Genomic DNA, 24,740 nt, shown 5'->3' with positions numbered 1-24,740 from the left:
CGCAATGCCGAGGTTGTCTGTTCTGGCCCTGCGGCTGTCAATTCAGGTCCCGACGCAGGTCCGCCAAGTAGGGAAACGCTTCGCGCCCTTTCAATATCCGCTCGCGCTGCAGATCTGCCAGCAACAGTCCTTCCTCGTGGTCGGCCATCGCCAGTACATCGCCGTCCGGCCCGATGATGCTGCTCTGCCCGCAATACTGGATCTCGCCCTCGCTGCCGCGGTAGTTGGCGTATACCAGGTAGCACTGGTTCTCCTGCGCTCGCGAGCGCACGGTTACCTGGCAGACGAAGTCGTAGGGCGCCATGTTTGCCGTCGGCACCAGGATCAGCTCGGCGCCGTTCAGCGCCAGGCGCCGGGCGTTCTCCGGGAACTCGATGTCGTAGCAGATCAGCATGCCGACCTTCCAGCCCTCCAGCTCGACGACCGGGAAGTGATCGCCGCCCGGGCTGAACATCGAGCGGTCCAGCTCACCGAACAGGTGGGTCTTGCGGTAGTTGCACAGGCTGCGGCCATGGGCGTCGATCAGTTGCACGCTGTTGTAGATCGCCCCGTCCTCGGCCCGCTCGGGGTAGCCATAGACGATGGCGATGCGGTGCGCCTGGGCAATCTCGACGACGCTCATCGCCGAGGGGCCGTCCTCGGCCTCGGCCAGGCGTTCCACCTGGTCCAGGCCGATGTTGTAGCCGCTGAGGAACATCTCCGGGCACACCAGCAACCGGGCGCCGCGGGCGGCGGCCAGCTGGGCCTGGTGCTGCAGGCGCTCGAGGTTGCCGGGCACGTCCAATGGCTGTGGCGTGCCCTGATACAGGGCGATGCGCATGGCGCTACTCCTTCGCTCAGTCGGCCAGGGCGATCGGACCGATCTCGTGGAACACATCGCCTGGGCCGGGGTTGTCCGGGTGGGTCTGGCCACCGAAGTGGTTGATGATACCCCACACGGCATTGAGCGACGTCTGCACCGCGCCTTCCACCCAGGCCGGGGTCCACGATACGTCGTCACCGGCGATGAAGATGCCGCGCTGCTCGGCGGGCATGTCGGCCTGCATGAAGTGCGCGTACATGCGCTGGTTGTAGCGGTAGTGGCCCGGCAGCGCGCCCTTGAAGGCACCGAGGAAGTGCGGGTCGGCCTCCCACGAGATGGTGATCGGATCGCCGATGATATGCCCGGCGATATCGGTCTTGGGGTAGATCTTCTTCAGCGCGTCGAGAGCCAGTTGCACGCGCTTTTCGGTCGGGTGCGGCAGCATCTTCAGGGCGTCGCTCATCCAGGCGTAGGACAGGCAGATCACCCCCGGCTTGTCGTCGCCGTTGTCGAACAGGTAGGTGCCGCGGGTCAGGCGGTCGGTGAGGGTCATGCTCATAAGGTCGCGACCGGTCTGCGGGTCTTTGTCCTTCCAGAACGGGCGATCGACCATGACGAAGGTCTTCGACGACTGCATGTAGCGGGTGCGGTCCAGGGCCATCCACATTTTCTGCGAGAACAGCGACTCTTCGCAGTCGATCTGGGTGGTCAGCAGCCAGCTCTGGCAGGTGGTGAGCACAGCAGCGTAGTGGCGCACGTCACCGTAGTTGTCGGTGACCGCCAGGCGCCCATCGCTGGCGCGGGCGATGCGCTTGACCCCGGTGCGCGGCGCGCCGCCATGCAGCGTACTGAGGCTGGTGCCCGCCGGCCAGTGGGCGCAGCGCTCCGGTACATGGCGCCAGATGCCTTGTGGCACCTGCTCGACGCCGCCGACCACCAGGTGCTGGTGGTCGTCGCAGTTGGTCATCACCACGCGGAAGATTTCCAGCATCGAGTTGGGGAAGTCCGAGTCCCAGCCGCCGGTGCCGAAGCCCACCTGGCCGAACACCTCGCGGTGCTGGAAGCTCAGCTTGGCGAACGAGCGCGAGGTGGCGACGAAGTCATAGAAAGTGCGGTCGTCCCACAGCGGCACCAGCTTGTTCCACAGGTCTTTCAGGCGCGGTACGTCGCGGTCGCGAATGGCCTGCTGAATGTCGGCGAACTGCGCCCCGCTCTCCAGGGCGTCGGCCCAGGCGTCGGCCACTTCGTGGAACAGCTGCGGCAGGTCGGCGTACTTCTCGGCGTAGTAGGTCTGGCCTTCCAGGTCGATCACCGTACTCCCTGAGGCCGGCGTCAGCGGGTTGGGGAAGGGCTTGGTCTCCAGGCCCAGCTTGTCGACGTAGTGGTAGAAGGCGGTGGACGACACCGGGAAACGCATGCCGCCCAGTTCGGCGACGATGCCGTCGGTGCCGTTGAACACCTGCGAACGCAGCCTGCCACCCAGCTTGGAAGCTTCGTACACCACGGGCTTGAGGCCCAGCTTCATCAACTCGTACGCCGCCACCAGCCCGGCAATACCGCCACCGACGATCGCCACTTCTTCGCCATGGCGCGCCTCGGGAATGCTGCCCAGGCCGGCCGGGTGCTCCAGCCAGTCGTCGAAGGCGAAGGGAAAGTCCGGGCCGAAGATGGTGATGGGTTTCTTGCCGTCGGCGGGGTGGCGGTTTTTCTTGTTCATGTAATGACCTTGCCAGGGGCTGCGCAGGGGGCGGAGCCTGAGTATAGAGAATGCCTGGTGGCCATTTTATGAAGTGGGGTGTTCGTTATTAAGGTGAAAATCGACGTCGTTATGTGATTTGTTTCGTCTTGATGATTGATGTTTATTAAAAAATGACGAATCAGCTCAATGATGCCAGGTGCTCGACGGTTTCAGGGTACTTCTGCACCAGCCGGATCAGCGCCACGGCCTGGGCGTTGGGCTTGGAGCGGCCTTGCTCCCAGCTCTCCAGGGTGCGGGCGTTGGTGCGCAGGTACGCGGCAAATACCGCCCGGGACATGTTCAGGCGCTGGCGCAGCTCGGTCAGTTCATTGGGGGCCAGTGGGGCCAGTTCCTCGAAGGCTACCTTGTGCGAACGCAGGGTCAGTTTGCCGGCGCGCTCATCGGCAAGGGCGTCGAAACCTTCGGTGAGTTCAGTGAAGATGTTGCGTGGCATTGGTGGCTCCTGCTTTTCAGGTGCACCATAATGCCACTTCTATACGTGATTTACGTATAGAGCATTACTTTCAAATTGTTTCACTTGGCGGGTTTCCAAGTCCTGAGGCGAGATGCATCCCTCGCCCAGCACCATGCCCCCGAGGCGGGGCGGGCGATGATCTGGTCGATCCTGCATTCGGCGGAAACGGTACGGGCGCTGCTGGAAGGGCTGCTCGACGCGATGGAGGCCTGAGGGCCTCAGCCTGGCTGCCCGCGGTCCACCTTGCTGCTGAGGATGATCGACGTGGTGGTCTTCTCCACCCCGTCGAGGCTGCCGATCAGGTCGAGCAACTGGTCCAGCTGCTCCGGTGAGTCGCTGAGCAGCCAGGCCACATAGTCGAATTCGCCACTGACTGCGCACAACTGCTGGACCTGCCCCATGGCGCTCAGGTGGCGCACGATGTCCTTGCCCGAGCGCGGCTGCGCCTTGATCCCCACGTACGCCTGCAGGCCGCCGCCGATCAGGCGCTGCCCCAGGCGCACGCCATAGCCGGTGATCACCTTGTTGCGCTCCAGGCGCTCGAGGCGCGAGTTCACCGTGGTACGGGCGATCCCCAGTTGGCGGGCGAGCGTGGCGATGCTTTCGCGGGCGTTGATCTGCAACAGGGAGATCAACTGGCGATCGATGGCGTCGAGGGTGATGGAGGAGGTGGCCGGCATGGTAGGTCTCTTTTGTCGAGGTGCTAGCCTATGCAAGCGCGACCGATTCGCGCAAGGCGCCCAGGGCTGGCATTACGTTGGCAAGGCGGTACGATAGCGGGCCGCTGCCGCTCGGCAGCCTGGACCGTGGCAGGAGTGATTGATCCATGAAGTTCAAGGACTGGTACTGGCGGCGATGGATTCGCCAACACGGTTGCAAGGTGAGCACGGGCATTTCCAAATTCGGCAAGCGCGCCAGGCTGGCGCTCGAGGCCGAGGTGCGCATCGGCGATGTGGCGGTCAGCGCCGCCACCCTGGATGTCTCGATCGGGGCTCACACCTATATCCGCAGCGGCGGCTCGCTGCAGGTGGTCGAATCGATCGGGCGCTACTGCTCCATCGGCAGCGCGGTGGTCATCGGCCAGGAAAAATACGCTCATCCCACCGACTGGCTGAGTTCCCACCCTTTTCAGTTCACCGGCACCCAGTGGCAATACGAGCCGCCGAGCACGCCGGCGCGCATTGGCCATGACGTGTGGATCGGCGAAGGCGCGATGATCATGGAGGGGGTCGAAGTGGGCACGGGCGCGATTGTCGCCACTCGCGCCCTGATGACTCGGGACGTGCCGCCTTATGCCGTGGTGGCGGGCTTTCCAGCCAAGTTCGTGCGTTATCGATACTCGGAAGCCATGATCGAGCGCCTGCTCGCATCGCGCTGGTGGGAGCGCGATACCCGGCAGTTGCTGGAGCTGCCGCTGCACGACCCTGCCGCCTGCCTTGACCGGATCAGCGGGCTGGGTGAGGCAAGTTACACGAGGATCGAGATTTCGCGGCGTGGCTGCAAGGTGCTGGCGTCGGCTTGAATGGCCGAGAGACGTTTACGACCGGGGCTGCTGCGCAGCCCTGATCGGATTTGATCAACGTGACGCGCTGGTCTGCGCCGTGGCGCAAGGTGACTTCAGGCCAGCAGTCATGCTCTCGACGTTGTCGAGCATCTGGTTGCCTTTGTTGACCTTCTGCGCGTTCTCCGCAAGCTGCATGCGCTGGTCATAAGTGGCCGAGGTGCCATTCATGCTGTTCTTGGTTTCGAGCACGGAGTTGGCGATGCTGAGCAGGCTGCGGCCGGTGGAGATCAGGTTGTCGGTCGTACTGGGCGTGCAGGGTGCGTTGCCGCCGGCCATCTGGCTTGGCTGCTGGCCCTGGTTGTAGGAGCCCGGTGCCACGCAACCTGCGAGCGTGGCCAGCATCGGTACAACGAGCAGGGCCCCAAGCGTTCCTTGGATGTTCATGTGACGTTCCCTCGATCACTGGGCTCCGACCCGGTGCCGAAGCGATGGAGGGATTCTAGAAACGCGGCCGTGATGGCGAAATAGAACGGGTGTGCTAAAGGCACTTTGCCGCTGGTCAGAGCGACCCGAGCTACAAATCCAGGGGAAGCTGGGCACTGTAGCGCCAGTGTATTGTTTTTTGTACCGCGGAGCGGTCAGGTTTTTCGGCCATGACGTTGTTCTCCTGGTAAAAATGTGATCAAGGTTGTTGCAAGGTGGCAATTGCACACCTAAGATGCCCGCCTTCTCTCACCCGACAGCAAAGGAGGTACATCATGCAACAGTTGATCACCCTTTGCAGGTCGCGCCTGGCTTGATCGCATTCGCCGCTACTCGTTAGCGGTACCGCAACGCCCGGCCTCTGGCCTGCCAATCCGAACATCTTTTCGTTTCAACCCATCAGGATTGGACTATGGGCACTTGCATTCGCAATTTGTCCGACGGCGCCGTATTGGTCGCCGCGGACGACACCTGGATCGAAGGAAAAGCGATCCAACAACTCGAAACCACCGCTCGCCTAAGGGGCATGCATCGGGTGGCCGGCATGCCGGACCTGCACCCGGGGCGTGGCTATCCGGTCGGCGCGGCATTCTTTTCCGTGGGGCGTTTGTACCCGGCGCTGGTCGGCAATGACATCGGCTGTGGCATGGCGCTGTGGCGCACGGACATCCCGACCGCCAAGCTGCATCTGGACAAGCTGGAGAAACGCCTTGGCAACCTCGACCTGCCGCTTGACGAGACGTGGCAGGAGGCCGTCGCCAGCTTCGGTTTGCCTGCCACGGGGCACGAGCGTTCTCTAGGCACCATTGGTGGTGGTAACCACTTCGCCGAGCTGCAGCAACTCGATGAAAGCTACGACGATGCGGCCCTGACAGCCTTGGGCATCGAGCGCAAACACCTGCTGTTGCTGGTGCACAGCGGCTCGCGTGGTTTGGGCGAGGCGATCTTGCGTGAGCAGGTCGACCTGTTCGGTCATCACGGACTGGAGGCGGGCAGCGAGGCCAGCACTCATTACCTGGGCCGGCACGACGGCGCGCTGCGTTTTGCCGAAGCCAACCGTCAGTTGATTGCCCGGCGCATGCTCGACCGCTTGCGTGCAGATGGCGATGTACTGCTCGACATCAACCACAACCTGGTGTCGCCAGCGCAGGTCGACGGGCTCGATGGTTGGCTGCATCGCAAAGGCGCCACACCTTCGGATCAGGGGGCGGTGGTGATCCCTGGTTCGCGCGGCGACTACAGCTACTTGGTACAGCCGATCGCCGACGAGCGCAGCCTGTTGTCCCTGGCCCATGGCGCCGGACGCAAATGGATGCGCAGCGAGTGCAAGGAGCGCCTCGCCTCGCGCTACAGCGTCGAGCAACTGAGTCGTACGGCACTAGGCAGCCGCGTGATCTGCGCCGACCGGGCGCTGATCTACGAGGAAGCGCCGGAGGCCTACAAGGCTATCGACTCGGTGGTGGGTGCCTTGCGTGAAGCGGGGTTGGTTCGCGTGCTGGCACGACTGAAACCGGTGCTCACCTACAAGACGCGCGGAGGGTGCTGCTGATGATCCTACTGCAACTCTCGGCGGCTCAGGGGCCGGAAGAATGTGCCCTGGCAGTGGCCAAGGCATTGCTCAGGCTGCAGGCCGAAGCGGATGCCCAGGCCGTGGCGGTACGGATACTCGAACAAGAGCCGGGGCCGCGGCGCGGTACCTTGCGCTCGGTGTTGCTGGCACTGGATGGCGAGCAGGCCGAGCGCCTGGCGGATCACTGGACGGGCTCGCTGCAATGGACGTGCAGCAGTCCGTACCGGCCGGCGCATGCGCGCAAGAACTGGTTTTTTGGAGGCGCACGGTTTGCGCCACCGGCACCGGAATTGGCGAGCGAGATCCACTTCGAGACCTTGCGTTCGTCCGGGCCGGGTGGTCAGCATGTCAACACCACCGACTCGGCAGTGCGCGCCACGCACCTGGCCAGCGGCGTCAGCGTCAAGGTACAAAGCGAGCGTAGCCAGCACGCCAACAAGCGCTTGGCGCTGCTGCTCATCGGTCAACGCCTGGCGCAACAGGCAGAGCAGGTCGACAGCGAACTGCGCGCGGAGCGGCGGTTGTTCCATCACCGCATCGAGCGTGGCAATCCACGTCGGGTGTTTCGTGGCGAGCGCTTCGAGCCGGCTGACGAGTAGATTGTGTGCGAATAGTCGTCGAGCAAAAGTCAGGCCGGGCGGCGTAGGCGATGCCGGCCCCACAAAAACGGATGAGGAAAGGACCCGGCTCGCACTCGGGTTTACGAGTTGCAAATGAGCATTCCGTATCTGAGGCGATCCAGCCAAAAACGCAAAAGCCGCGCAATGCGCGGCTTCGAAGATGGTGGGCCCACACGGACTCGAACCGTGGACCAAAGGATTATGAGTCCTCTGCTCTAACCAACTGAGCTATAGGCCCTCAGCAAGTGGGCAGGATTATAACGAGGGTTTAGATAGCGTGCCATCCGAAAGATCCGTTTGTGCTATGCGAAGAAAGGTCGCCGCGAATTCGTCCGGGGGCAGGGGCAGGCTGACGATGTAGCCCTGGATCTGCTCGCAACCTTCGGCGGCTAGGAAGCGCTGCTGCGCCTGGTTCTCCACGCCTTCGGCAATGATCGTCAGTTGCATGCTGCGGCCCAGGGCGATGATGGCGCGGGCGATGGCGGCGTCGTGGGGGTCGTCGGGCAGGCCGCGAATGAACGACTGGTCGATCTTGAGGATGTCCAGCGGCAGGCGTTTGAGGTAGCTGAGCGAGGAGTAGCCGGTGCCGAAGTCGTCGATGGCAAGCTGTACACCCAGTTGTTTGAGTTGGTGCAGTACGCTCAGCGCCTCCTCGGCCTGGCTCATGATGAAGTTTTCGGTGATCTCCAGCTGCAGGTCGCCTGCCTTGAGCTGGTAGTTGCGCAACAGTTGCTCGATGCGCCGGGCCAGGTTGGGTTGGCGCAGCTGGGCGCCAGCGAGGTTGATCGAGAGCGGGCCGAAGGCGTGGTAGGTCTTCTTCCAGCTGTGCATCTGCCGGCAGGCCTGCTCCAGTACCCAGTCGCCAAGTTGGAGAATGGTGCCGTTCTCCTCGGCCAGGTGAATGAACTGCTCGGGTGGCACGTCGCCGAAGGTTGGGTGGGTCCAGCGAATCAGTGCCTCGGCGCCCACCAGGCTCTGGGTCTTGAGGCTGAACTTGGGCTGGTAGCACAGGCTCAGTTCATTGCGCTCGATGGCGCGGCGCAGTTCATGTTCCAGGGCGATGCGCTCGCTGGCCTGGGTGGTCAGTTCGCGGGTGTAGGCCTCGACGCGATTGCGGCCCTTGGCCTTGGAGCGGTACATGGCGGCGTCGGCGTTGCGGATCAGGTTGGCGACATCGGTGCCGTCTTGTGGGTAAAGGCTGATACCGATGCTGGCGCTGGTGAAGAACTCGTGCTCGCCGGCCTGGAACGGTGCGTGGAAGCCGGCCAGCAGCTTGTTGGCGATGGCGCTGGCATCGCTGGGCTTGTGCAATCCGGGCAAAAGGATGATGAACTCGTCGCCGCCCAGGCGGGCCACGGTGTCGACATCACGCACCTGCTCCTTGAGGCGCTGGGCGATGCCCTTGAGCAACAGGTCGCCCACCGGGTGGCCGAGGCTGTCGTTGATGTGCTTGAAGCGGTCGAGGTCGAGGAACAGCACCGCGCCCTGGCGGTTGGATACCTGGGCGCAGCTGAGCGCGGCCTGCAGGCGGCTTTCGAACAGGGCGCGATTGGGCAGGCCGGTCAACGGGTCGTGGTGGGCTTGGTAGTCGAGCTTGGCCTGGGCGTGCTTGATACTGGAAATGTCGGCGAAAACGGCGACGAAGTGGGTGATCTCGCGTTCGTGGTTGCGCACGGCGCTGATGGTCAGCCAGCCGGGGTAGAGTTCGCCGTTCTTGCGTTTGTTGTAGATCTCGCCCTGCCAGTGGCCTTCCGCGGTCAACTGGTGCCACATGGCGACGTAGAAGGCGCTGTCGTGCTGGCCGGAGGCGAGCAGTCGCGGAGTCTGGCCGAGGGCTTCGATCTCGCTGTAGCCAGTGATTTCGCTGAACGCGCGGTTGACCGCGCTGATGCGCTGGTCGGTGTCGGTTATCAGCACGCCCTCGGCGGTGTTCTCGAACACCGTGGCGGCCAGTTGCAGCTTCTCCTGCATCAGGTGGCGTTCGGTGATATCGCGGGCGATGGTCAGCATACAGTCGACGCCGCCGATCGGCAGTGGCCGGGCGGACAGTTCACAGAGGCGGATCTGTCCGTCGCTGCGGCGGATATGGCAGCTGAAATCGCGCACGAAACCGTCACGCTGCAGTTGATCGACCAGGCGTTGGCGCTCGTTGAGGTCGACCCAGATACCCAGGTCCAGCGAGGTCTGGTCGACCGTTGGGCTGATGTCGTAGCCGGTGAGGCGGCAGAAGCCTTCGTTGACCTCCAGCAGCAGGCCGTCGCTCTGGCGTGACAGCAACAGGCCATCGGGTGAGGCGTGGAAGGCCTTGGCGAACTTCTCCTCGGAGGTCTGCAGTTGTTGCTGGGTTTCCTTCAGCTGGCTGATATCGCGGATCGCCACAACCAGTGCCGGCATGCCGTCGAGGTCGAAAGTCTCGGCCGAGGTCAGACCGGTGAACAACTCGCCGTTGTTGCGGCGAAAGGTCATCTCCAGGTTGCGGATGCCGCCGCGATGCAGGCGCTCGAGCAGGGCCGGGCCGGTACCGGCCACGCCCCACAGGCCGAGCTCGGTGGCGGTGCGGCCGATCACTTGCGCCGGGCTCAGGCCGATCAGTTCCTCGAAGGCTTCGTTTACCTCCAGCAGGCAGCCGTCGCTGTGCCGGGCGATGATCAGGATGTCCGGGCACTGCTGGAACACCGAGGCGAACTTCTGCTCCGACAGGCGCAGGGCATCTTCGGTGTGCTTGGTTTCGCTGATGTCGATCATCAATCCGCGCATCAGCGACTTGTGGCCATGTTCGATCATGCTGACGATGTTGCGCACCCATAGGGTATGGCCGTCGGCGCGGATCACCCGGTAGTCGAGGCTGTGGTCGCGCCCGGCGGCTGTTTCGCTGTCGCAGTAGGCCTGCGCCCACAGGGCATCTTCCGGGTGCAGGATGCTGCGCCAGAAGCCCGGTTTGAGCCATTCTCCTGTCGGGTAGCCGAGCAGGTCCTCGGCGTGCGGCGACACATAGCTGTAGCTGAAGTCGTTGGCATCGGCCTCCCAGGCCACTGCTGACAGGCTCTCGACCAGGCCGCGGTAATGATACTCGCTGCTGCGCAGTTCCTGTTCCAGGGCGATGCGCCGGGAAATCTCCGAACTCAGCCGGCGGTTGATGCGGATCACCACAGCCAGGATGGCCATCAGCACCAACACGGCCGGCAGACCGTAGAGCAGCACGTCGTGCCAGAAAGTCCGCTGGTCGACGACGTTGCCCACCCAGCGCTGCTGAATGTGGCTGACTTCGCTGCTGCTCATGTCGGCCATGACCTTGTCGAGGATGCCGACGAGCATCTTCTGTTCCCGCGGCACGGCCATGGCCAACTGGTAGCGGTACGGCGTTTCACCGCTTACATACAAGCCGTCGAGCTTGAGCTGGCGCAGGCTCCAGATGCTCGAAGCGAGGTCGCCGACCACGGCGTCCACCTCGTCGGTAGCCAAGGCCTGCAAGGTGGAACTGACATTGGGCATGGCCACCAGGTTGAGGTCCGGGTGGTGGGTGCGCAGCAGCTCATGGGGGGCGTAGTTCTCCACCACGGCGATCTTCAGGCCGTAAAGGTCCTTGAGGTTGCGCGGTTGCGCACCGCCGGAGTGGGCGAGGATGACGATCGGGAAGTCCAGGTAAGGGCGGGTGAAGGCCAGGTAGCCCTGCCGCTCCGGTGTGGACATGATACCGGGCAGCAGATCGAGCCGGTTGCTGCGTGCCTGTGCCAGGACTTCGGTCCAGCTGCTGGGCTCGATCGGCTTGAGGGTGATCCCCAGGCGTTCCTGGATCAGGGCGATGTAATCGGCGGCCAATCCCTGGTAGCGACCTTCCTGGTCGCGGAATTCGAACGGCGGCCATGAAGCATCGACGCCCAGGCGCAGCTGCGGGTGGGCGCTGAGCCAGGCTTGTTCCTCGTCGGTCAGGGTCAGGGCGCCGGCCGTTGTGTTCCAGGTGAGCAGGAGCAGCAACAGGAAGGCCGGCATCATGGGCATAGCGGCCTCTCGAACAGGGGGTCTGATTCGAGTGTAGACGGGCATTCCGCCCGCTGGGTAGACAGTGGTAACGACCTTCCGTCACATAAGAAAAACCCCGGCCTGGGCCGGGGTTCGTCTTTACTCGTCGAGGAAGGAGCGCAGATGCTCGCTTCGCGTCGGGTGGCGCAGCTTGCGCAGCGCCTTGGCTTCGATCTGACGGATCCGCTCGCGGGTCACATCGAACTGCTTGCCGACTTCTTCGAGGGTGTGGTCGGTGTTCATGTCGATGCCGAAACGCATGCGCAGCACCTTGGCTTCGCGTGCGGTCAGGCCCGAGAGCACGTCACGGGTTGCTTCCTTGAGGCTTTCGACCGTGGCCACGTCGATCGGGGACTGCATGGTGGAGTCCTCGATGAAGTCGCCCAGGTGCGAATCTTCGTCGTCACCGATCGGGGTTTCCATGGAGATCGGCTCTTTGGCGATCTTCAGTACCTTGCGGATCTTGTCCTCAGGCATTTCCATGCGTTCGCCCAGCTCTTCCGGGGTCGGTTCGCGGCCCATTTCCTGCAGCATCTGGCGGGAAATACGGTTGAGCTTGTTGATCGTTTCGATCATGTGCACCGGGATACGGATGGTGCGCGCCTGGTCGGCGATCGAGCGGGTGATCGCCTGGCGGATCCACCAGGTGGCGTAGGTCGAGAACTTGTAGCCGCGACGGTATTCGAACTTGTCCACCGCCTTCATCAGGCCGATGTTGCCTTCCTGGATCAGGTCGAGGAATTGCAGGCCGCGGTTGGTGTACTTCTTGGCGATCGAAATCACCAGACGCAGGTTCGCCTCGACCATTTCCTTCTTGGCGCGACGAGCCTTGGCCTCGCCGATGGACATGCGGCGGTTGACGTCCTTGATCTCGGCGACGGTCAGGCCGGTCTCGGTCTCGAGGTCGATCAGTTTCTGCTGGCAGGCGACGATGGCGGCGTTTTTCTCACCCAGGGCGGCGGCCCATTTGGTGTTGCGCTTGGCCAGGTCACCGGACCAGGTCTGGTCGGTCTCGTTGCTCGGGAACAGGCGCAGGAAGTCCGCACGCGGCATGCGCGCGTCACGCACGCACAGTTGCATGATGGCGCGTTCTTGCTGGCGCAGGCGATCCAGGGCACCGCGTACGCGTTCGACCAGAACGTCGAACTGTTTCGGTACCAGCTTGATCGGCATGAACAGGTCGGCCAGCGCCTGCATGGCGCCGATGCTGTCTTTATGGCCTCGACCGTGCTTCTTCAGCACTTTGAGGGTATCGACCAGCTGATCCTTGACCGCACCGAAACGCTGGGCGGCAACAACCGGATCCGGACCGCTTTCGGCCTCCTCCTCGTCGTCGCCGTCGGCGTTTTCTTCTTCGTCGTCGTCGCTTTCTTCCTTCGCGGCAGCGGCCTTGGCACCCGGGATCGGTACTTCTTCGGTCGGTGCGGCGATGTTGTCGTCAGGGTCGATGTAACCGCTGAGAACGTCGGACAGACGGCCACCTTCGGAGGTGACACGGTCGTATTCGCCGAGGATGTAGTCGACAGTACCCGGGAAGTGAGCGATGGCGCCCATGACTTCACGGATGCCTTCCTCGATACGCTTGGCGATTTCGATCTCGCCTTCGCGGGTCAGCAGCTCGACGGTACCCATTTCGCGCATGTACATGCGCACCGGGTCGGTCGTGCGGCCGATATCGGTCTCGACAGCCGCCAATGCGGCGGCGGCCTCTTCGGCTGCGGCCTCGTCAGTGTCGGCTTCCGCCAACAACAGGGCATCCGCATCCGGAGCACTCTCGAATACGTTGATCCCCATGTCGTTGATCATGCGGATGATGTCTTCCACCTGCTCCGGATCTGAAATATCCTCTGGCAGGTGGTCGTTGACCTCCGCGTAAGTCAGGTAGCCCTGCTCACGACCGCGGGTGATCAACTCTTTGATACGAGATTGCTGTTGCGCTTTTCCGGACATAACACCCTATCCACTGAAGGTCTTGGCGGGCAAAAAACAAGCCGAGGATTATACCCGAGCATGGACCTCACGCGCCAGATGAGGTCGGGGTTTGTGCGGGAACATTCCTGCTTAACAGGACGAGCAGCTGAGATTTTTCCTCTGCGCTCAACTCACTTAGACGCGCTTTCCTGAGCAGATGTTCCAGGCTGCGCTCGCGCTGGCGAGCGGACAAGCTAGTTATAGTGTCGAAAAACTGTTGTTCAAGGTTGTCGGCATCGATCAACCATTCCTTTTCCGCCAGGGCGCGTAGCAGGCGACCCTGTTCGGTCCCGTGCCAGCGCGCAATCAGCTGCATTGAGCTTAGCTTAGGATTCTTCTGTGCGGCCTCGATCAGGGCCACCAGCAGCTGGCTGTAGAGTTGCTCTTCGTCGGCGAAGTGGCTGGCGTCCTCGACCTTGCCGGCCAGCAGCGGGTGATGCAGCAAGGTGCGCAGGGCCGAGAGCGTCGGTGGCTCCACTGGCGCGGGTACCCGTGGTGGCGCCTCGCCGCGCTGGCCATCGCGCTGCCACGGCTTGCCACCTTTCTTGTCCCAGGGTTTGCCGTCCCACTGTTTCTTGCCGCCACCTTTGTTCGGCGTCCAGGGGCGTTGCTCCTGATGTGGTGCGGCATAGTCGGGCTGGTAGTGCATATCGCCATGGTCAGGCACGTAGCTTGCCATGGCGTCGTAGTCGTAGCCGGGGTCGTAATCCGGCGCGCTGGGTGCTGGCGCGCTCTGGGCCAGCTGCTCCATCTGCTGCGGGTCGAGGCCGGTGATATCTTTCAGGCGGTTGCGCATCAGTTGGCGCAGGTTGGCGCCCGGGACCTTTTCGATCAGCGGTGCGGCCAGCGTCACCATGTGCGCCTTGCCTTCCAGCGAGCGCGGGTCGGCCTCGTTGCTCAACTGCTCGAAGAAATAGTCGGCCAATGGCTGGGCGTGCTGGTTGATGCGGGCCTGGAAGGCGTCGGTGCCTTCGGCGCGCACCAGGCTGTCCGGGTCTTCGCCTTCGGGCAGGAACAGGAAGCGTGCACGGCGACCGTCCTGCAGGCTCGACAAGGTTGCCTCCAGGGCGCGCCAGGCGGCCTTGCGGCCGGCCTGGTCGCCGTCGAAGCAGAACAGCACGCTGGGTACCACGCGGAACAGGCGCTTGAGGTGTTCCTCGCTGGTGGATGTGCCAAGGGTGGCCACCGCGTTGCGCAAGCCTTGTTGGGCGAGGGCGATCACGTCCATGTAGCCTTCGACGACGATGATCTCGTCAAGGTTGCGGTTGTGCTTGCGTGCCTCGTACAGCCCGTACAGCTCCTGGCCCTTGTGGAACACCGGGGTTTCCGGGGAGTTCAGGTACTTGGGCTTGTCGTCGCCCAGTACCCGGCCGCCGAAGGCGATGACCCGGCCGCGGCTGTCGCGGATCGGGAACATCACCCGGTCGCGGAAGCGGTCATAGCGCTTGCCGCTTTCGGCGTTCTCGATCAGCAGGCCGGCGTCGATCATCACTTTCTGTTGCAGCGAGTCGGCCCCCAGGTGCTTGAGCAGGTTGTCCCAGCCCGGCGGCGCGAAGCCCAGGCCAAAGTCGCGGGCGATCTCGCCGGACAGGCCGCGCCCCTTGAGATACTCCACTGCCGCCTTGCGGGTGGCGTGGTTGCGCAGGGCCTGGCGATAGAACTCGCTGGCCGCCTCCAGCAAGGGGTACAGCGGCGAGTCGGTCGGCTGGCGTGGCTTCTGCCCGCGGCGGCCTTCTTCGCGAGGGACTTCCATGCCCGCCGCGCGGGCCAGCTCCTCGACTGCCTGGGGGAAGTCCAGGTTGTCGTGGTCCATGACAAAGCCGAGGGCATTACCCCCAGCGCCGCAACCGAAGCAATAGTAGAACTGCTTGTCGGGGCTGACGGTGAAGGAGGGGCTCTTTTCCTTGTGGAACGGGCAGCAGGCGGAAAGATTCTTGCCGGTCTTTTTCAGCTGGATGCGCGAGCTCACCACATCGACGATGTCGGTGCGGTTGAGAAGGTCATCGATAAAGCTCTGGGGAATCAGCCCGGCCATGGCAGCCTCGTCATCTGGCAACTGGCAAGTCTAAACGCTTGTGCGCGGGTTTGGCGTGGGGTGTCGCAGGAAGAGGTGTGTGCTCGTCGGTAGCCGGTGAGGGCTCGTCAGAAAAGACGTGCACGCCTGGCCAAAGACCAGTTCTGACGCGTTGAGGCAGGTTGCCCATGGCTTTTGCCGGGGCGCCCCAGGCGCATGGCCAAGGGTTTCAAGCAACCGCTACCATAAGCCCGGCACGAGGCCGGGCATGGCAGAAGCTTTGCGTAGAACGGCTGTACTTAGTACAGACGAACGGCGCGGCGCTGTTCGCGCTGAACTTTCTTCGCGTGACGCTTAACAGCGGCAGCGGCTTTGCGCTTACGCTCGGCGGTCGGCTTCTCGTAAAACTCGCGGCTACGAACTTCAGCCAGTACACCGGCTTTTTCGCAGGAGCGCTTGAAACGACGCAGAGCTACGTCGAAGGGTTCGTTCTCTTTAACTTTGACGGCTGGCATCCAGGGCTACCTTAATTCATTACCGGGGTAGACGTGCTCCTGGCAAAACATAAGGTGTGCTGGAGAACGTCGGTTTTCAAGGGTTGCGGATGTTAACCCTTAGCTGGCCGGAATGCAAAGCCTCTGATCGAAAACCGCTGGTCGGCATCGGGCACGGGGACTATCATGCGCGCCTTCGAATTCAGCCTCCACAAGGCACGGACCCATGCTAGTACTGGGATTGGAAACATCCTGCGACGAAACTGGCGTCGCATTATACGACAGTGAACGCGGCCTGCTGGCCGACGCGCTGTTCAGCCAGATCGACCTGCACCGCGTCTATGGCGGCGTGGTGCCCGAGCTCGCCTCGCGCGATCACGTCAAACGCATGCTGCCCCTGATTCGCCAGGTGCTGCAGGAGGCCGACTGCGTCGCTACCGAGATCGACGCCATCGCCTACACCGCAGGCCCGGGCCTGGTCGGCGCGCTGTTGGTGGGCGCCTCTTGCGCCCAGGCACTGGCGTTCGCCTGGGATATTCCGGCGATTGGCGTGCACCATATGGAGGGCCATCTGCTGGCGCCGATGCTCGAAGAGCAGCCGCCGCAGTTTCCGTTCGTCGCTTTGTTGGTTTCAGGTGGCCATACCCAGCTGGTTCGGGTCGATGGTATCGGCCAGTACGAACTGCTGGGCGAGAGCCTGGACGACGCGGCTGGCGAGGCGTTCGACAAGACCGCCAAGCTGATCGGCCTCAATTATCCGGGTGGCCCCGAGATCGCCCGCCTGGCCGAACAAGGCACGCCTGGGCGCTTCGTGTTCCCGCGGCCGATGTGCGACCGCCCCGGCCTGCAGTTCAGCTTCAGCGGCCTCAAGACCTTTGCCCTGAATACCTGGCAGCAATGCCGCGATGCCGGGGACGACAACGAGCAAACCCGTTGCGACGTGTCGCTGGCGTTCCAGCAGGCGGTGGTGGAGACTCTGACCATCAAGTGCAAGCGCGCCCTCAAGCAGACCGGCCTCAAGCGCCTGGTCATCGCCGGCGGCGTGAGCGCCAACAAGGCCTTGCGCGTTTCGTTGGAGGAGATGCTGGCCAGCATCAAGGGCAATGTCTACTACGCCCGCCCACGCTTCTGCACCGACAACGGTGCGATGATTGCCTATGCCGGTTGCCAGCGTCTGTTGGCCGGGCAGCAACAGGACCTGGCGATCAGCGTGCAGGCGCGCTGGCCGATGGAGCAGTTGCCAGCAGTATGAGGGGAGCTGGGCTTGTGCGAGCGCATCAGAAGTGGCGTTCGCGCCCGGCGAACAGGTCACGCAGGTTGCGGCGGTGGCGCCACACGATCAGCACCGTCAGCACGGTCATCGGCAGCAGCGCTTCAGGCTCGCGCCAGGCCAGCAAGGGCAGCGTCAGCGGTGTGGCGATCAACGCCGCGAGCGAGCTGGTGCGGGTCAGGTAGAAGGTCAGCAGCCAGGCGCCGATGGCCAACAGGGCGGCTGGAAAGTACAGCGCCATGAGCATGCCGGCGGCGGTGGCCACGCCCTTGCCGCCCTTGAAGCGGAAGTACACCGGGAACAGGTGGCCGAGCACCGCACAGATGCCTACCCAGGCCTGCTCTTGCTGGTCGAGCCCGGCCAGGCGAGCCAGCAGCACGGGCAGCATGCCCTTGCACAGGTCGCCGAGCAGCGTCAGGATCGCCAGTTTGCGGCCCGCCAGGCGTAGCATGTTGGTGGCGCCGGCATTGCCGGAACCGCTGGAGCGCGGGTCGGGGCTGCCACTGAGGTGGCTCAGGACAATGGCGAAGGACAGAGAGCCGAGCAGGTAGGCAAGCAGCGCCAGTGACCAAAACATGCTAACTATTCCGGGCGAGGACGCCCTGATTCTAACGGCGCCCGTCGCCCTTGTCGTGCTGTGGAGAGAAGTGCTTGGACAGAGTGTTCATCGAAGGCCTGGAAGTCGATACCGTGATCGGCGCCTATGACTGGGAGCGGGATATTCGCCAGTGCCTGCGCCTGGACCTGAGCTTCGCCTGGGACAACCGCCCGGCGGCGGCTGGTGACGACCTGTCGCTGGCACTGGACTATGCCAGTGTCTCGGCACGTATCCAGGCGTTCGCCGAACAGGCCCGTTTCGAGCTGGTCGAGACCTTCGCCGAGCGCTTGGTCGCGGTGTTGATGGCGGAATTCAACATTCCCTGGGTGCGCCTGAAACTCACCAAGCCGGGCGCGGTACCGGCGGCCCGTGGTGGTGTTGGCGTGGAGATCGAGCGCGGATGTCTCTGAGCACGGTATACCTTGGGCTGGGCAGCAACATCGAGCGTGAGCGGCACTTGTGCGCCGGGCTCGATGCCCTCGCCGGCATCCTCGAAGACATGCAGTGTTCCGCGGTGTTCGAGAGCCAGGCCGTGGGGATCAAGAGTGGCCCGTTCTACAACCTGGTGGTGCGTGGGCGCACCGAACTGCCGCTGCTGGAGCTCGATCGCCGGCTCAAGTTCATCGAGGCCGACAATGGCCGCTACGCGCCGGACCGCAAGGGGCTGCCGCTGGATATCGACGTACTGATGTTTGATGACCTGTGCGGGACCTTCGATGGCCTGGTGCTGCCGCGCGCGGAGATCCTGAAGAACGCCTTCGTGCTTTGGCCGCTGTCGCTGCTGGCTGCGGAGCTGGTGCACCCGGGCGAGGGCAAGTCCATGGGGCAGTTGTGGCGCGAAGCGCGCATCGAGCAGGTACTGGCGCCGGTACCGTTCGAATGGCGCGGGTTGCAGTTGACCCCCGCTTAAGCCAGCGCCGGCCTCTTCGCGGATCTGCCTGCGAAGAGGCCGGGCAGATCAAGCGGCCTTATAGGCTTCGAGCGCCTTCAGCCGCTCACCTTTAAGCGCTTCGCCCAGGCCCTGGCCGGCAAGCCCGGCGTCCAGCAACGGCTTCACATCCACGGCACGCGCCGCTTCAGCGGCCCCGCGCAAGTACTCGCCTTGTGGATAACCTGAACCCAACGCTGCCATCTCGCAGGCGGCGATGAAGTCCTCGAAGCGCTGCGGCCGTCGGTACACGTCGAACTTCTGCAGCATCTCCAGCAGGCTTGCAGGCTCCAGCTGCAAAGCCTGGTCAGCCCGCTCGGCAAACTCCCCCACCAGCATCGCCAGTTCCTGGCATTCACGCGGCGCCTTGAAGCGTTGGTTCAGCGCCTTGAGCGCGGCAGGCGGCAGTCCGCGTAGCAGGCACGCCCAGCGCACCGCCAGCGGCTGCTGGTGCCTTGCCGCCTGGTGCAGCGCTGCCAGTGTACTGGCGCCCTCAAGCTCGGGCATCAGCTCGACCAACCCGCCGCAGCTGCGCAGCACCTCAATGAACACCTGCGGTTCGCTTTCCATCAATGCACGCTCGATCTCCTTCCAGCTGCGCTCGGCGGTCAACGCCTGCAGTTCGCCCGATTCGGCGATCTGGCGCATCAGCTGCAACGTCTCATCGGCGACACGAAAGCCCAGCGGCGCATAGCGCGCGGCAAAGCGGGCAACGCGCAGCACTCTCAGGGGATCTTCGGCGAATGCCGGGGAAACATGGCGCAGGAGGCGCTGCTCGAGATCTGCCTTGCCATGGTAGGGATCGTGCAGGTTGCCGTGCTCGTCCTCGGCCATGGCATTGATGGTCAGGTCGCGACGAACCAGATCCTCCTCGAGGGTGACTTCGGGGCTCGCGTGGAAGGTGAAACCGCCATACCCGCGCCCGCTCTTGCGTTCGGTGCGGGCCAGGGCATATTCCTCGCCCGTCCTGGGGTGAAGGAATACCGGAAAATCGGCACCGACCGGGCGAAAGCCCTCGGCCTGCATCTGTTCGACCGTGGCGCCGACCACCAGCCAGTCGATGTCGCTGACCGGACGGCCGAGCAGGCGGTCGCGTACGGCGCCGCCAACCTTGTAGATCTGCATGTGGAACCTCCATTACTGGCGACAGGATACCTTGTCGGCAGCAATGGAGGTGGGCTGCCGCTAGAGGTGGTGCACCACGGCCAGGTCCATGCGCCCGTAGTCGCCGGCCTCGCTGTGCTCGCCGCGTGGCGGCATGTGGTGGGTCTTCATCACCTGGTCGCCCTGAACGGTCTCCAGGTGGATATCGAAGCCCCACAGGCGGTGCAGATGCTTGAGCACCTCTTCGGTGGAATCACCCAGGGGTTTGCGGTTGTGCTGCTGGTGGCGCAGGGTGAGCGAGCGGTCGCCGCGGCGATCGATGCTCCAGATCTGCACGTTGGGTTCACGGTTGCCCAGGTTGTACTGGGCGGCCAGTTGCTCGCGGATGGTGCGGTAGCCGGCTTCGTCATGGATCGCCGGGACCAGCAGGTCGTCACGCTGGTCGTCGTCGAGGATGCTGAACAGCTTGAGGTCGCGCATCACCTTGGGCGACAGATACTGCAGGATGAAGCTTTCGTCCTTGAAGCTGCTCATGGCGAACTTGATGGTCGAAAGCCAGTCACTGCCGGCGATGTCCGGGAACCAGCGGCGATCTTCCTCGGTGGGGTGCTCGCACATGCGACGAATGTCGGTGTACATCGCAAAGCCCAGCGCATACGGGTTGATGCCGCTGTAGTAGGGGCTGTCGAAGCCTGGCTGGAACACCACGCTGGTATGCGACTGGAGGAACTCCATCATGAAGCCTTCAGTGATCAGGCCCTCATCGTAGAGGTCGTTCATCAGCGTATAGTGCCAGAAGGTCGCCCAACCTTCGTTCATCACCTGGGTCTGGCGTTGTGGATAGAAGTACTGGGCGATCTTGCGCACGATGCGCACCACCTCGCGCTGCCAGGGTTCGAGCAGTGGGGCGTGCTTCTCGATGAAGTAGAGAATGTTCTCCTGTGGCTCGGCGGGGAAGCGCGCATCGTCCCTGTCGCCACCCTTCTCGGCGCCCTTGGGAATGGTCCGCCAGAGGTCGTTGATCTGCCGTTGCAGGTGCTCTTCTCGCTCCTTCTGCCGACGCCGTTCCTCTTCGGCGGAGATGGGGTAGGGGCGTTTGTAGCGATCCACGCCGTAGTTCATCAGCGCATGGCAGGAGTCGATCAGGTCCTCGACGGCGTCGATGCCATGACGCTCCTCGCACTGGGCAATGTACTGCTTGGCGAACACCAGGTAGTCGATGATCGAGCTGGCGTCGGTCCAGGTGCGGAACAGGTAGTTGCCCTTGAAGAAACTGTTGTGGCCATAGCAGGCGTGGGCGATCACCAGTGCCTGCATGCACATGGTGTTTTCTTCCATCAGGTAGGCGATGCACGGATCGGAGTTGATCACGATCTCGTACGCCAGGCCCATCTGGCCCCGACTGTAGGACTTCTCGGTGCTGAGGAACTGTTTGCCGTAGGACCAGTGGTGATAGCCCAGCGGCATGCCGACCGAGGCGTAGGCGTCCATCATCTGTTCTGCGGTGATGACTTCGATCTGGTTGGGGTAGGTATCCAGGGCATAGCGGGCGGCCAGGCGACTGATCTCGCGGTCGTAGGTCTGGATCAGCTCGAACGTCCATTCGGAGCCGGTGGAAATGGGTTGGCGTCTCTGCTCTCTGGCGGTCATGTGGCTAACCTGCGCTGGAAGAGTTCACGGAAGACCGGGTAGATATCGCCGGCCGATACCAACTGCTGCTGGGCGAAGGTGTCGGGAAATGCTTCGCCGATGCGCTCGTACTCGTACCACAGCGCCTGATGTTCGCGTGGGGTGATCTCGACGTAAGTGTAGTACTGCACATACGGCATGATCTGGTTGGCGAGGATGTCGCGGCAGATCGGCGAATCGTCGTTCCAGTTGTCACCGTCCGAGGCCTGGGCGGCATAGATGTTCCAGTCGCTGGCCGGGTAGCGCTCGGCCATGACTTCCTGCATCAGCTTGAGCGCGCTGGAGACGATGGTGCCGCCGGTCTCGCGGGAGTAGAAGAATTCTTCCTCGTCCACTTCGCGGGCGCTGGTGTGATGGCGGATGAACACCACCTCGATGCGGTCGTAGTTACGCTTGAGGAACAGGTACAGCAGGATGAAGAAGCGCTTGGCGATGTCCTTGGTAGCCTGTGTCATGGAGCCGGAGACATCCATCAGGCAGAACATCACCGCCTTGGAGCTGGGGTTGGGCTGCTTGATCAGCAGGTTGTACTTGAGGTCGAAGGTGTCGAGGAAGGGCAGGCGATTGATGCGCGCCTTGAGGCGCTCGATCTCGGCCTCGGTATCCTGGATGTCGGTGAAGTTGTCGGGCTCTTCGACCTTGAGTCGGTCCAGCTCCTTTTGCGCCTCGCGCAGCAGCGCGCGGCTGCTGCCGGTCAGGGCGATGCGACGGGCGTGGGCCGAGCGCAGGGTGCGCACGATGTTGATGCGCGAAGGGTTGCCCTCGTTGGCAATACCGGCGCGCACGGTCTTGAAGGTATCGGCACCGGTAAGGTGGCGTTTGACCAGGTTGGGCAGCTCCAGGTCTTCGAACATGAATTCGAGGAATTCTTCCTGGGTGATCTGGAACACGAAATCGTCCATGCCCTCGCCGGAGTTGCCGGCCTTGCCGCGCCCACCGCCACCGCCGCCACCTTGTGGCCGGGCGATGTGCTCGCCGGCGGTGAACTCCTTGTTACCTGGGTGAACGATGGTCTGCTTGCCGCCGCGACCGTGGTGCAGCACCGGTTCGTCGATGTCACGCCCCGGGATACTGATCTGCTCACCGTGCTCCATGTCCATGATGGAGCGGCGGCTTACGGCCTCTTCGACGGCTTTCTTGATGTGCTCGCGGTAACGCCGCAAGAAGCGCTGGCGGTTGACCGTGCTCTTGTTCTTGCCGTTCAGGCGTCGGTCGATAACGTAGCTCATGGGCCCTCCGGTAGCTGGGTACAGCTGCAAGCTTCAAGCTACGAGCTGCAAGTAAAAGCAGTTGCTGCCGCCACGGGCCAGCGGTGTGCCGGGGCACCCCGCCAAGCGCCCGGGGCGTGCCGCTTTTACTGCGATTTCCTGACCCGCAGGTACCATTCCGACAGCAGGCGTACCTGTTTGTCGGTGTAGCCACGCTCCACCATCCGGGTGACGAAATCGTTGTGCTTCTGCTGGTCTTCCTTGCTGGCCTTGGCGTTGAAGCTGATGACCGGCAGCAGGTCTTCGGTGTTGGAGAACATTTTCTTCTCGATCACCACCCGCAGCTTCTCGTAGCTGAGCCAGCTGGGGTTCTTGCCATTGTTGTTGGCGCGGGCGCGTAGCACGAAGTTGACGATCTCGTTGCGGAAGTCCTTCGGATTGCTGATGCCGGCCGGCTTCTCGATCTTCTCCAGCTCCTCGTTGAGGGCGATGCGGTTGAGGATCTCGCCAGTCTCCGGGTCGCGGTATTCCTGGTCCTGGATCCAGAAGTCGGCATACAGCACGTAACGGTCGAAGATGTTCTGGCCGTACTCGCTGTAGGACTCCAGGTAAGCGGTCTGGATTTCCTTGCCGATGAACTCGATGTAGCGCGGCGCCAGGTACTCCTTGAGGTAGCGCAGGTAGCGCTCGCGTACTTCGGCAGGGAACTGCTCCTGCTCGATCTGCTGTTCCAGCACGTACAGCAGGTGCACCGGGTTGGCGGCAATCTCATGCGGATCGAAGTTGAATACCTTGGAGAGGATCTTGAAGGCGAAGCGGGTCGACAGGCCGTTCATGCCCTCGTCGACGCCCGCGGAGTCGCGGTACTCCTGGATCGACTTGGCCTTCGGGTCGGTGTCCTTGAGGTTCTCGCCGTCGTAGACGCGCATCTTCGAGTAGATGTTGGAATTCTCCGGCTCCTTGAGACGTGAAAGCACGGTGAACTGGGCGAGCATCTTCAGTGTGTCGGGGGCGCAATGAGCCTTGGCCAGCGAGCTGTTGATCAGCAGCTTGTCGTAGATCTTGATCTCGTCGCTGACGCGCAGGCAGTACGGCACCTTGACGATGTAGATACGGTCGATGAACGCTTCGTTGTTCTTGTTGTTGCGGAAGGTGTGCCATTCCGATTCGTTGGAGTGGGCCAACAGGATACCGGTGTAGGGGATCGCCCCCAGGCCTTCGGTACTGTTGTAGTTGCCTTCCTGGGTAGCGGTGAGCAGCGGGTGCAGCACCTTGATCGGCGCCTTGAACATCTCGACGAATTCCATCAGGCCCTGGTTGGCCCGGCACAGCGCGCCCGAGTAGCTGTAGGCATCGGCGTCGTTCTGTGGAAACTCCTCGAGCTTGCGAATATCCACCTTGCCCACCAGGGCCGAGATATCCTGGTTGTTCTCGTCACCCGGCTCGGTCTTGGCGATGGCGATCTGGTTGAGGATCGACGGGTAGAGCTTGACCACCCGGAACTTGCTGATGTCGCCGCCGAACTCCTGCAGGCGCTTGGTGGCCCAGGGCGACATGATGGTATTGAGATAGCGGCGCGAAATGCCGAATTCTTCCTCCAGGATCGCACCGTCCTCGGTGGCGTTGAACAGCCCGAGTGGCGATTCGAAGACCGGCGAGCCCTTGATGGCGTAGAACGGCACCTTTTCCATCAGCTGCTTGAGTTTTTCGGCCAGCGACGACTTGCCGCCGCCCACCGGACCCAGCAGGTAGAGGATCTGCTTCTTCTCTTCCAGGCCCTGGGCGGCGTGGCGGAAGTAGGAGACGATCTGGTCGATGCACTCTTCCATGCCATGGAAATCGGCAAAGGCCGGATAGCGGCGGATCACCTTGTTGGAGAAGATCCGCGATAGCCGGGAGTTGCTTGAGGTGTCGATCAGCTCTGGTTCACCGATGGCCAGCAACAGCCGCTCGGCCGCCGAGGCATAGGCGCTGCGATCCTCTTTGCACAGCTCGAGGTACTCCTGCAGCGAAAGTTCTTCCTGGCGGGTGGACTCGAAACGTTGTTGGAAGTGGCTAAAAATGCTCATGACGTCACCTCGCTCGATACGTGGAGACGACGCCGGATCAGTCAGCCGATGCTGGCATGCAACCGGTTTTGCCGGTTGCTGTATACCCCCCAGAACACCCTGTAACGCTACCGATGACCCGCACGCCGGTGTACCGGCTCTCCCCTTTTTTGGATGGCCTGGGCTTAAGGATAGTTGGTTATA

General features: G+C 62.9%; 20 protein-coding genes and 1 tRNA gene. 6 read left to right on the top strand and 15 right to left on the bottom strand.

The window, feature by feature from the left end; genetic code table 11:
• Positions 1-37: 37 nt before the first annotated feature.
• From LOY42_RS24615 to LOY42_RS24600, 4 genes are all read right to left on the bottom strand, one after another.
• Positions 38-820: a carbon-nitrogen hydrolase family protein gene (locus tag LOY42_RS24615; protein WP_139668033.1), complete on the bottom strand. Its 783-nt coding sequence runs from the start codon at positions 818-820 to the stop codon at positions 38-40.
• A 16-nt stretch (positions 821-836) separates the two neighbouring features.
• Positions 837-2,519 carry an NAD(P)/FAD-dependent oxidoreductase gene (locus tag LOY42_RS24610; RefSeq protein ID WP_102681915.1) on the bottom strand — a complete coding sequence of 561 codons (1,683 nt, stop codon included), beginning with the start codon at positions 2,517-2,519 and terminating at the stop codon, positions 837-839.
• 160 nt (positions 2,520-2,679) lie between these two features.
• A complete protein-coding gene (locus LOY42_RS24605; protein WP_023630006.1) occupies positions 2,680-2,994 on the bottom strand; it encodes a DNA-binding transcriptional regulator in 315 nt (104 codons plus the stop codon).
• A 239-nt stretch (positions 2,995-3,233) separates the two neighbouring features.
• Positions 3,234-3,695 carry an Lrp/AsnC family transcriptional regulator gene (locus LOY42_RS24600; protein WP_258599587.1) on the bottom strand — a complete coding sequence of 154 codons (462 nt, stop codon included), beginning with the start codon at positions 3,693-3,695 and terminating at the stop codon, positions 3,234-3,236.
• Between the two features lie 146 nt (positions 3,696-3,841).
• Between LOY42_RS24600 and LOY42_RS24595 the strand changes: the two genes are divergently transcribed.
• Positions 3,842-4,537, top strand: a complete 696-nt coding sequence (locus tag LOY42_RS24595; RefSeq protein ID WP_258599586.1) for a CatB-related O-acetyltransferase — start codon at positions 3,842-3,844, stop codon at positions 4,535-4,537.
• A 54-nt stretch (positions 4,538-4,591) separates the two neighbouring features.
• On the opposite strand, the gene LOY42_RS24590 is transcribed toward LOY42_RS24595, so the two are convergent.
• Positions 4,592-4,963 carry a hypothetical protein gene (locus LOY42_RS24590; RefSeq protein ID WP_258599585.1) on the bottom strand — a complete coding sequence of 124 codons (372 nt, stop codon included), beginning with the start codon at positions 4,961-4,963 and terminating at the stop codon, positions 4,592-4,594.
• Positions 4,964-5,414: 451 nt separating this feature from the next.
• Here LOY42_RS24590 and LOY42_RS24585 point away from each other — a divergent pair, with 451 nt between their 5' ends.
• Positions 5,415-6,551, top strand: a complete 1,137-nt coding sequence (locus tag LOY42_RS24585; RefSeq protein WP_258599584.1) for an RNA ligase RtcB family protein — start codon at positions 5,415-5,417, stop codon at positions 6,549-6,551.
• A complete protein-coding gene (gene prfH / locus LOY42_RS24580) occupies positions 6,551-7,171 on the top strand; it encodes a peptide chain release factor H (protein WP_110697542.1) in 621 nt (206 codons plus the stop codon). Before LOY42_RS24585 ends, prfH begins: the two co-directional genes overlap by 1 nt.
• Positions 7,172-7,353: 182 nt before the next feature.
• Here the strand turns inward: prfH and LOY42_RS24575 are convergent.
• The 5 genes from LOY42_RS24575 to rpsU form a co-directional block, all read right to left on the bottom strand.
• Positions 7,354-7,430, bottom strand: a tRNA-Ile gene (locus LOY42_RS24575).
• A 17-nt stretch (positions 7,431-7,447) separates the two neighbouring features.
• Complete coding sequence (locus LOY42_RS24570) at positions 7,448-11,191, bottom strand: EAL domain-containing protein (protein WP_258599583.1); 3,744 nt, start codon at positions 11,189-11,191, stop codon at positions 7,448-7,450.
• A gap of 120 nt (positions 11,192-11,311) precedes the next feature.
• The gene (gene rpoD / locus LOY42_RS24565; protein ID WP_102681921.1) at positions 11,312-13,162 is read right to left on the bottom strand and encodes an RNA polymerase sigma factor RpoD; all 1,851 of its coding nucleotides are present in this window, start codon (positions 13,160-13,162) and stop codon (positions 11,312-11,314) included.
• Between the two features lie 67 nt (positions 13,163-13,229).
• Positions 13,230-15,218, bottom strand: a complete 1,989-nt coding sequence (gene dnaG, locus LOY42_RS24560; RefSeq protein WP_139668043.1) for a DNA primase — start codon at positions 15,216-15,218, stop codon at positions 13,230-13,232.
• A 278-nt stretch (positions 15,219-15,496) separates the two neighbouring features.
• Positions 15,497-15,712, bottom strand: a complete 216-nt coding sequence (rpsU, locus tag LOY42_RS24555; protein ID WP_003255575.1) for a 30S ribosomal protein S21 — start codon at positions 15,710-15,712, stop codon at positions 15,497-15,499.
• A 205-nt stretch (positions 15,713-15,917) separates the two neighbouring features.
• On the opposite strand from rpsU, the gene tsaD reads away from it, so the two are divergent.
• Positions 15,918-16,943 carry a tRNA (adenosine(37)-N6)-threonylcarbamoyltransferase complex transferase subunit TsaD gene (gene tsaD / locus LOY42_RS24550; protein WP_046857388.1) on the top strand — a complete coding sequence of 342 codons (1,026 nt, stop codon included), beginning with the start codon at positions 15,918-15,920 and terminating at the stop codon, positions 16,941-16,943.
• Positions 16,944-16,968: 25 nt separating this feature from the next.
• Here tsaD and plsY read toward each other — a convergent pair whose 3' ends face one another.
• Entirely contained in the window at positions 16,969-17,538 is a 570-nt protein-coding gene (plsY, locus tag LOY42_RS24545; RefSeq protein ID WP_258599582.1) for a glycerol-3-phosphate 1-O-acyltransferase PlsY, read from the bottom strand.
• Between the two features lie 74 nt (positions 17,539-17,612).
• Here plsY and folB point away from each other — a divergent pair, with 74 nt between their 5' ends.
• Positions 17,613-17,969, top strand: a complete 357-nt coding sequence (folB, locus tag LOY42_RS24540) for a dihydroneopterin aldolase (protein ID WP_046857386.1) — start codon at positions 17,613-17,615, stop codon at positions 17,967-17,969.
• Entirely contained in the window at positions 17,960-18,469 is a 510-nt protein-coding gene (gene folK / locus LOY42_RS24535; protein WP_258599581.1) for a 2-amino-4-hydroxy-6-hydroxymethyldihydropteridine diphosphokinase, read from the top strand. The genes folB and folK overlap by 10 nt, the downstream gene beginning before the upstream one ends.
• A gap of 48 nt (positions 18,470-18,517) precedes the next feature.
• Here folK and LOY42_RS24530 read toward each other — a convergent pair whose 3' ends face one another.
• The 4 genes from LOY42_RS24530 to LOY42_RS24515 all read right to left on the bottom strand — a co-directional run bounded on the left by LOY42_RS24530 (position 18,518) and on the right by LOY42_RS24515 (position 24,557).
• The gene (locus LOY42_RS24530) at positions 18,518-19,612 is read right to left on the bottom strand and encodes a multifunctional CCA addition/repair protein (protein ID WP_258599580.1); all 1,095 of its coding nucleotides are present in this window, start codon (positions 19,610-19,612) and stop codon (positions 18,518-18,520) included.
• A 60-nt stretch (positions 19,613-19,672) separates the two neighbouring features.
• Positions 19,673-21,241, bottom strand: coding sequence for a SpoVR family protein (locus LOY42_RS24525; RefSeq protein ID WP_046857383.1), 1,569 nt, complete (start codon positions 21,239-21,241; stop codon positions 19,673-19,675).
• Complete coding sequence (locus LOY42_RS24520) at positions 21,238-22,509, bottom strand: YeaH/YhbH family protein (RefSeq protein ID WP_258599579.1); 1,272 nt, start codon at positions 22,507-22,509, stop codon at positions 21,238-21,240. The genes LOY42_RS24525 and LOY42_RS24520 overlap by 4 nt, the downstream gene beginning before the upstream one ends.
• 125 nt (positions 22,510-22,634) lie before the next feature.
• The gene (locus LOY42_RS24515) at positions 22,635-24,557 is read right to left on the bottom strand and encodes a PrkA family serine protein kinase (protein ID WP_023629260.1); all 1,923 of its coding nucleotides are present in this window, start codon (positions 24,555-24,557) and stop codon (positions 22,635-22,637) included.
• Between the last annotated feature and the right edge of the window lie 183 nt (positions 24,558-24,740).

It is taken from the genome of Pseudomonas sp. B21-023 (genome assembly GCF_024749165.1).
Taxonomy (GTDB): domain Bacteria; phylum Pseudomonadota; class Gammaproteobacteria; order Pseudomonadales; family Pseudomonadaceae; genus Aquipseudomonas.
The sequence above is the reverse complement of the archived record's forward strand: the minus strand, read 5'-3'. Positions and strand labels throughout refer to the sequence as shown.

Bases quoted from the DNA above. Each gene is read 5' to 3' on its own strand.
- LOY42_RS24615 (WP_139668033.1), bottom strand. From the start codon at position 820: ATGCGCATCGCCCTGTATCAGGGCACGCCACAGCCATTGGACGTGCCC.
- LOY42_RS24610 (WP_102681915.1), bottom strand. From the start codon at position 2,519: ATGAACAAGAAAAACCGCCACCCCGCCGACGGCAAGAAACCCATCACC.
- LOY42_RS24605 (WP_023630006.1), bottom strand. From the start codon at position 2,994: ATGCCACGCAACATCTTCACTGAACTCACCGAAGGTTTCGACGCCCTT.
- LOY42_RS24600 (WP_258599587.1), bottom strand. From the start codon at position 3,695: ATGCCGGCCACCTCCTCCATCACCCTCGACGCCATCGATCGCCAGTTG.
- LOY42_RS24595 (WP_258599586.1), top strand. From the start codon at position 3,842: ATGAAGTTCAAGGACTGGTACTGGCGGCGATGGATTCGCCAACACGGT.
- LOY42_RS24590 (WP_258599585.1), bottom strand. From the start codon at position 4,963: ATGAACATCCAAGGAACGCTTGGGGCCCTGCTCGTTGTACCGATGCTG.
- LOY42_RS24585 (WP_258599584.1), top strand. From the start codon at position 5,415: ATGGGCACTTGCATTCGCAATTTGTCCGACGGCGCCGTATTGGTCGCC.
- prfH (WP_110697542.1), top strand. From the start codon at position 6,551: ATGATCCTACTGCAACTCTCGGCGGCTCAGGGGCCGGAAGAATGTGCC.
- LOY42_RS24570 (WP_258599583.1), bottom strand. From the start codon at position 11,191: ATGCCCATGATGCCGGCCTTCCTGTTGCTGCTCCTGCTCACCTGGAAC.
- rpoD (WP_102681921.1), bottom strand. From the start codon at position 13,162: ATGTCCGGAAAAGCGCAACAGCAATCTCGTATCAAAGAGTTGATCACC.
- dnaG (WP_139668043.1), bottom strand. From the start codon at position 15,218: ATGGCCGGGCTGATTCCCCAGAGCTTTATCGATGACCTTCTCAACCGC.
- rpsU (WP_003255575.1), bottom strand. From the start codon at position 15,712: ATGCCAGCCGTCAAAGTTAAAGAGAACGAACCCTTCGACGTAGCTCTG.
- tsaD (WP_046857388.1), top strand. From the start codon at position 15,918: ATGCTAGTACTGGGATTGGAAACATCCTGCGACGAAACTGGCGTCGCA.
- plsY (WP_258599582.1), bottom strand. From the start codon at position 17,538: ATGTTTTGGTCACTGGCGCTGCTTGCCTACCTGCTCGGCTCTCTGTCC.
- folK (WP_258599581.1), top strand. From the start codon at position 17,960: ATGTCTCTGAGCACGGTATACCTTGGGCTGGGCAGCAACATCGAGCGT.
- LOY42_RS24530 (WP_258599580.1), bottom strand. From the start codon at position 19,612: ATGCAGATCTACAAGGTTGGCGGCGCCGTACGCGACCGCCTGCTCGGC.
- LOY42_RS24525 (WP_046857383.1), bottom strand. From the start codon at position 21,241: ATGACCGCCAGAGAGCAGAGACGCCAACCCATTTCCACCGGCTCCGAA.
- LOY42_RS24520 (WP_258599579.1), bottom strand. From the start codon at position 22,509: ATGAGCTACGTTATCGACCGACGCCTGAACGGCAAGAACAAGAGCACG.
- LOY42_RS24515 (WP_023629260.1), bottom strand. From the start codon at position 24,557: ATGAGCATTTTTAGCCACTTCCAACAACGTTTCGAGTCCACCCGCCAG.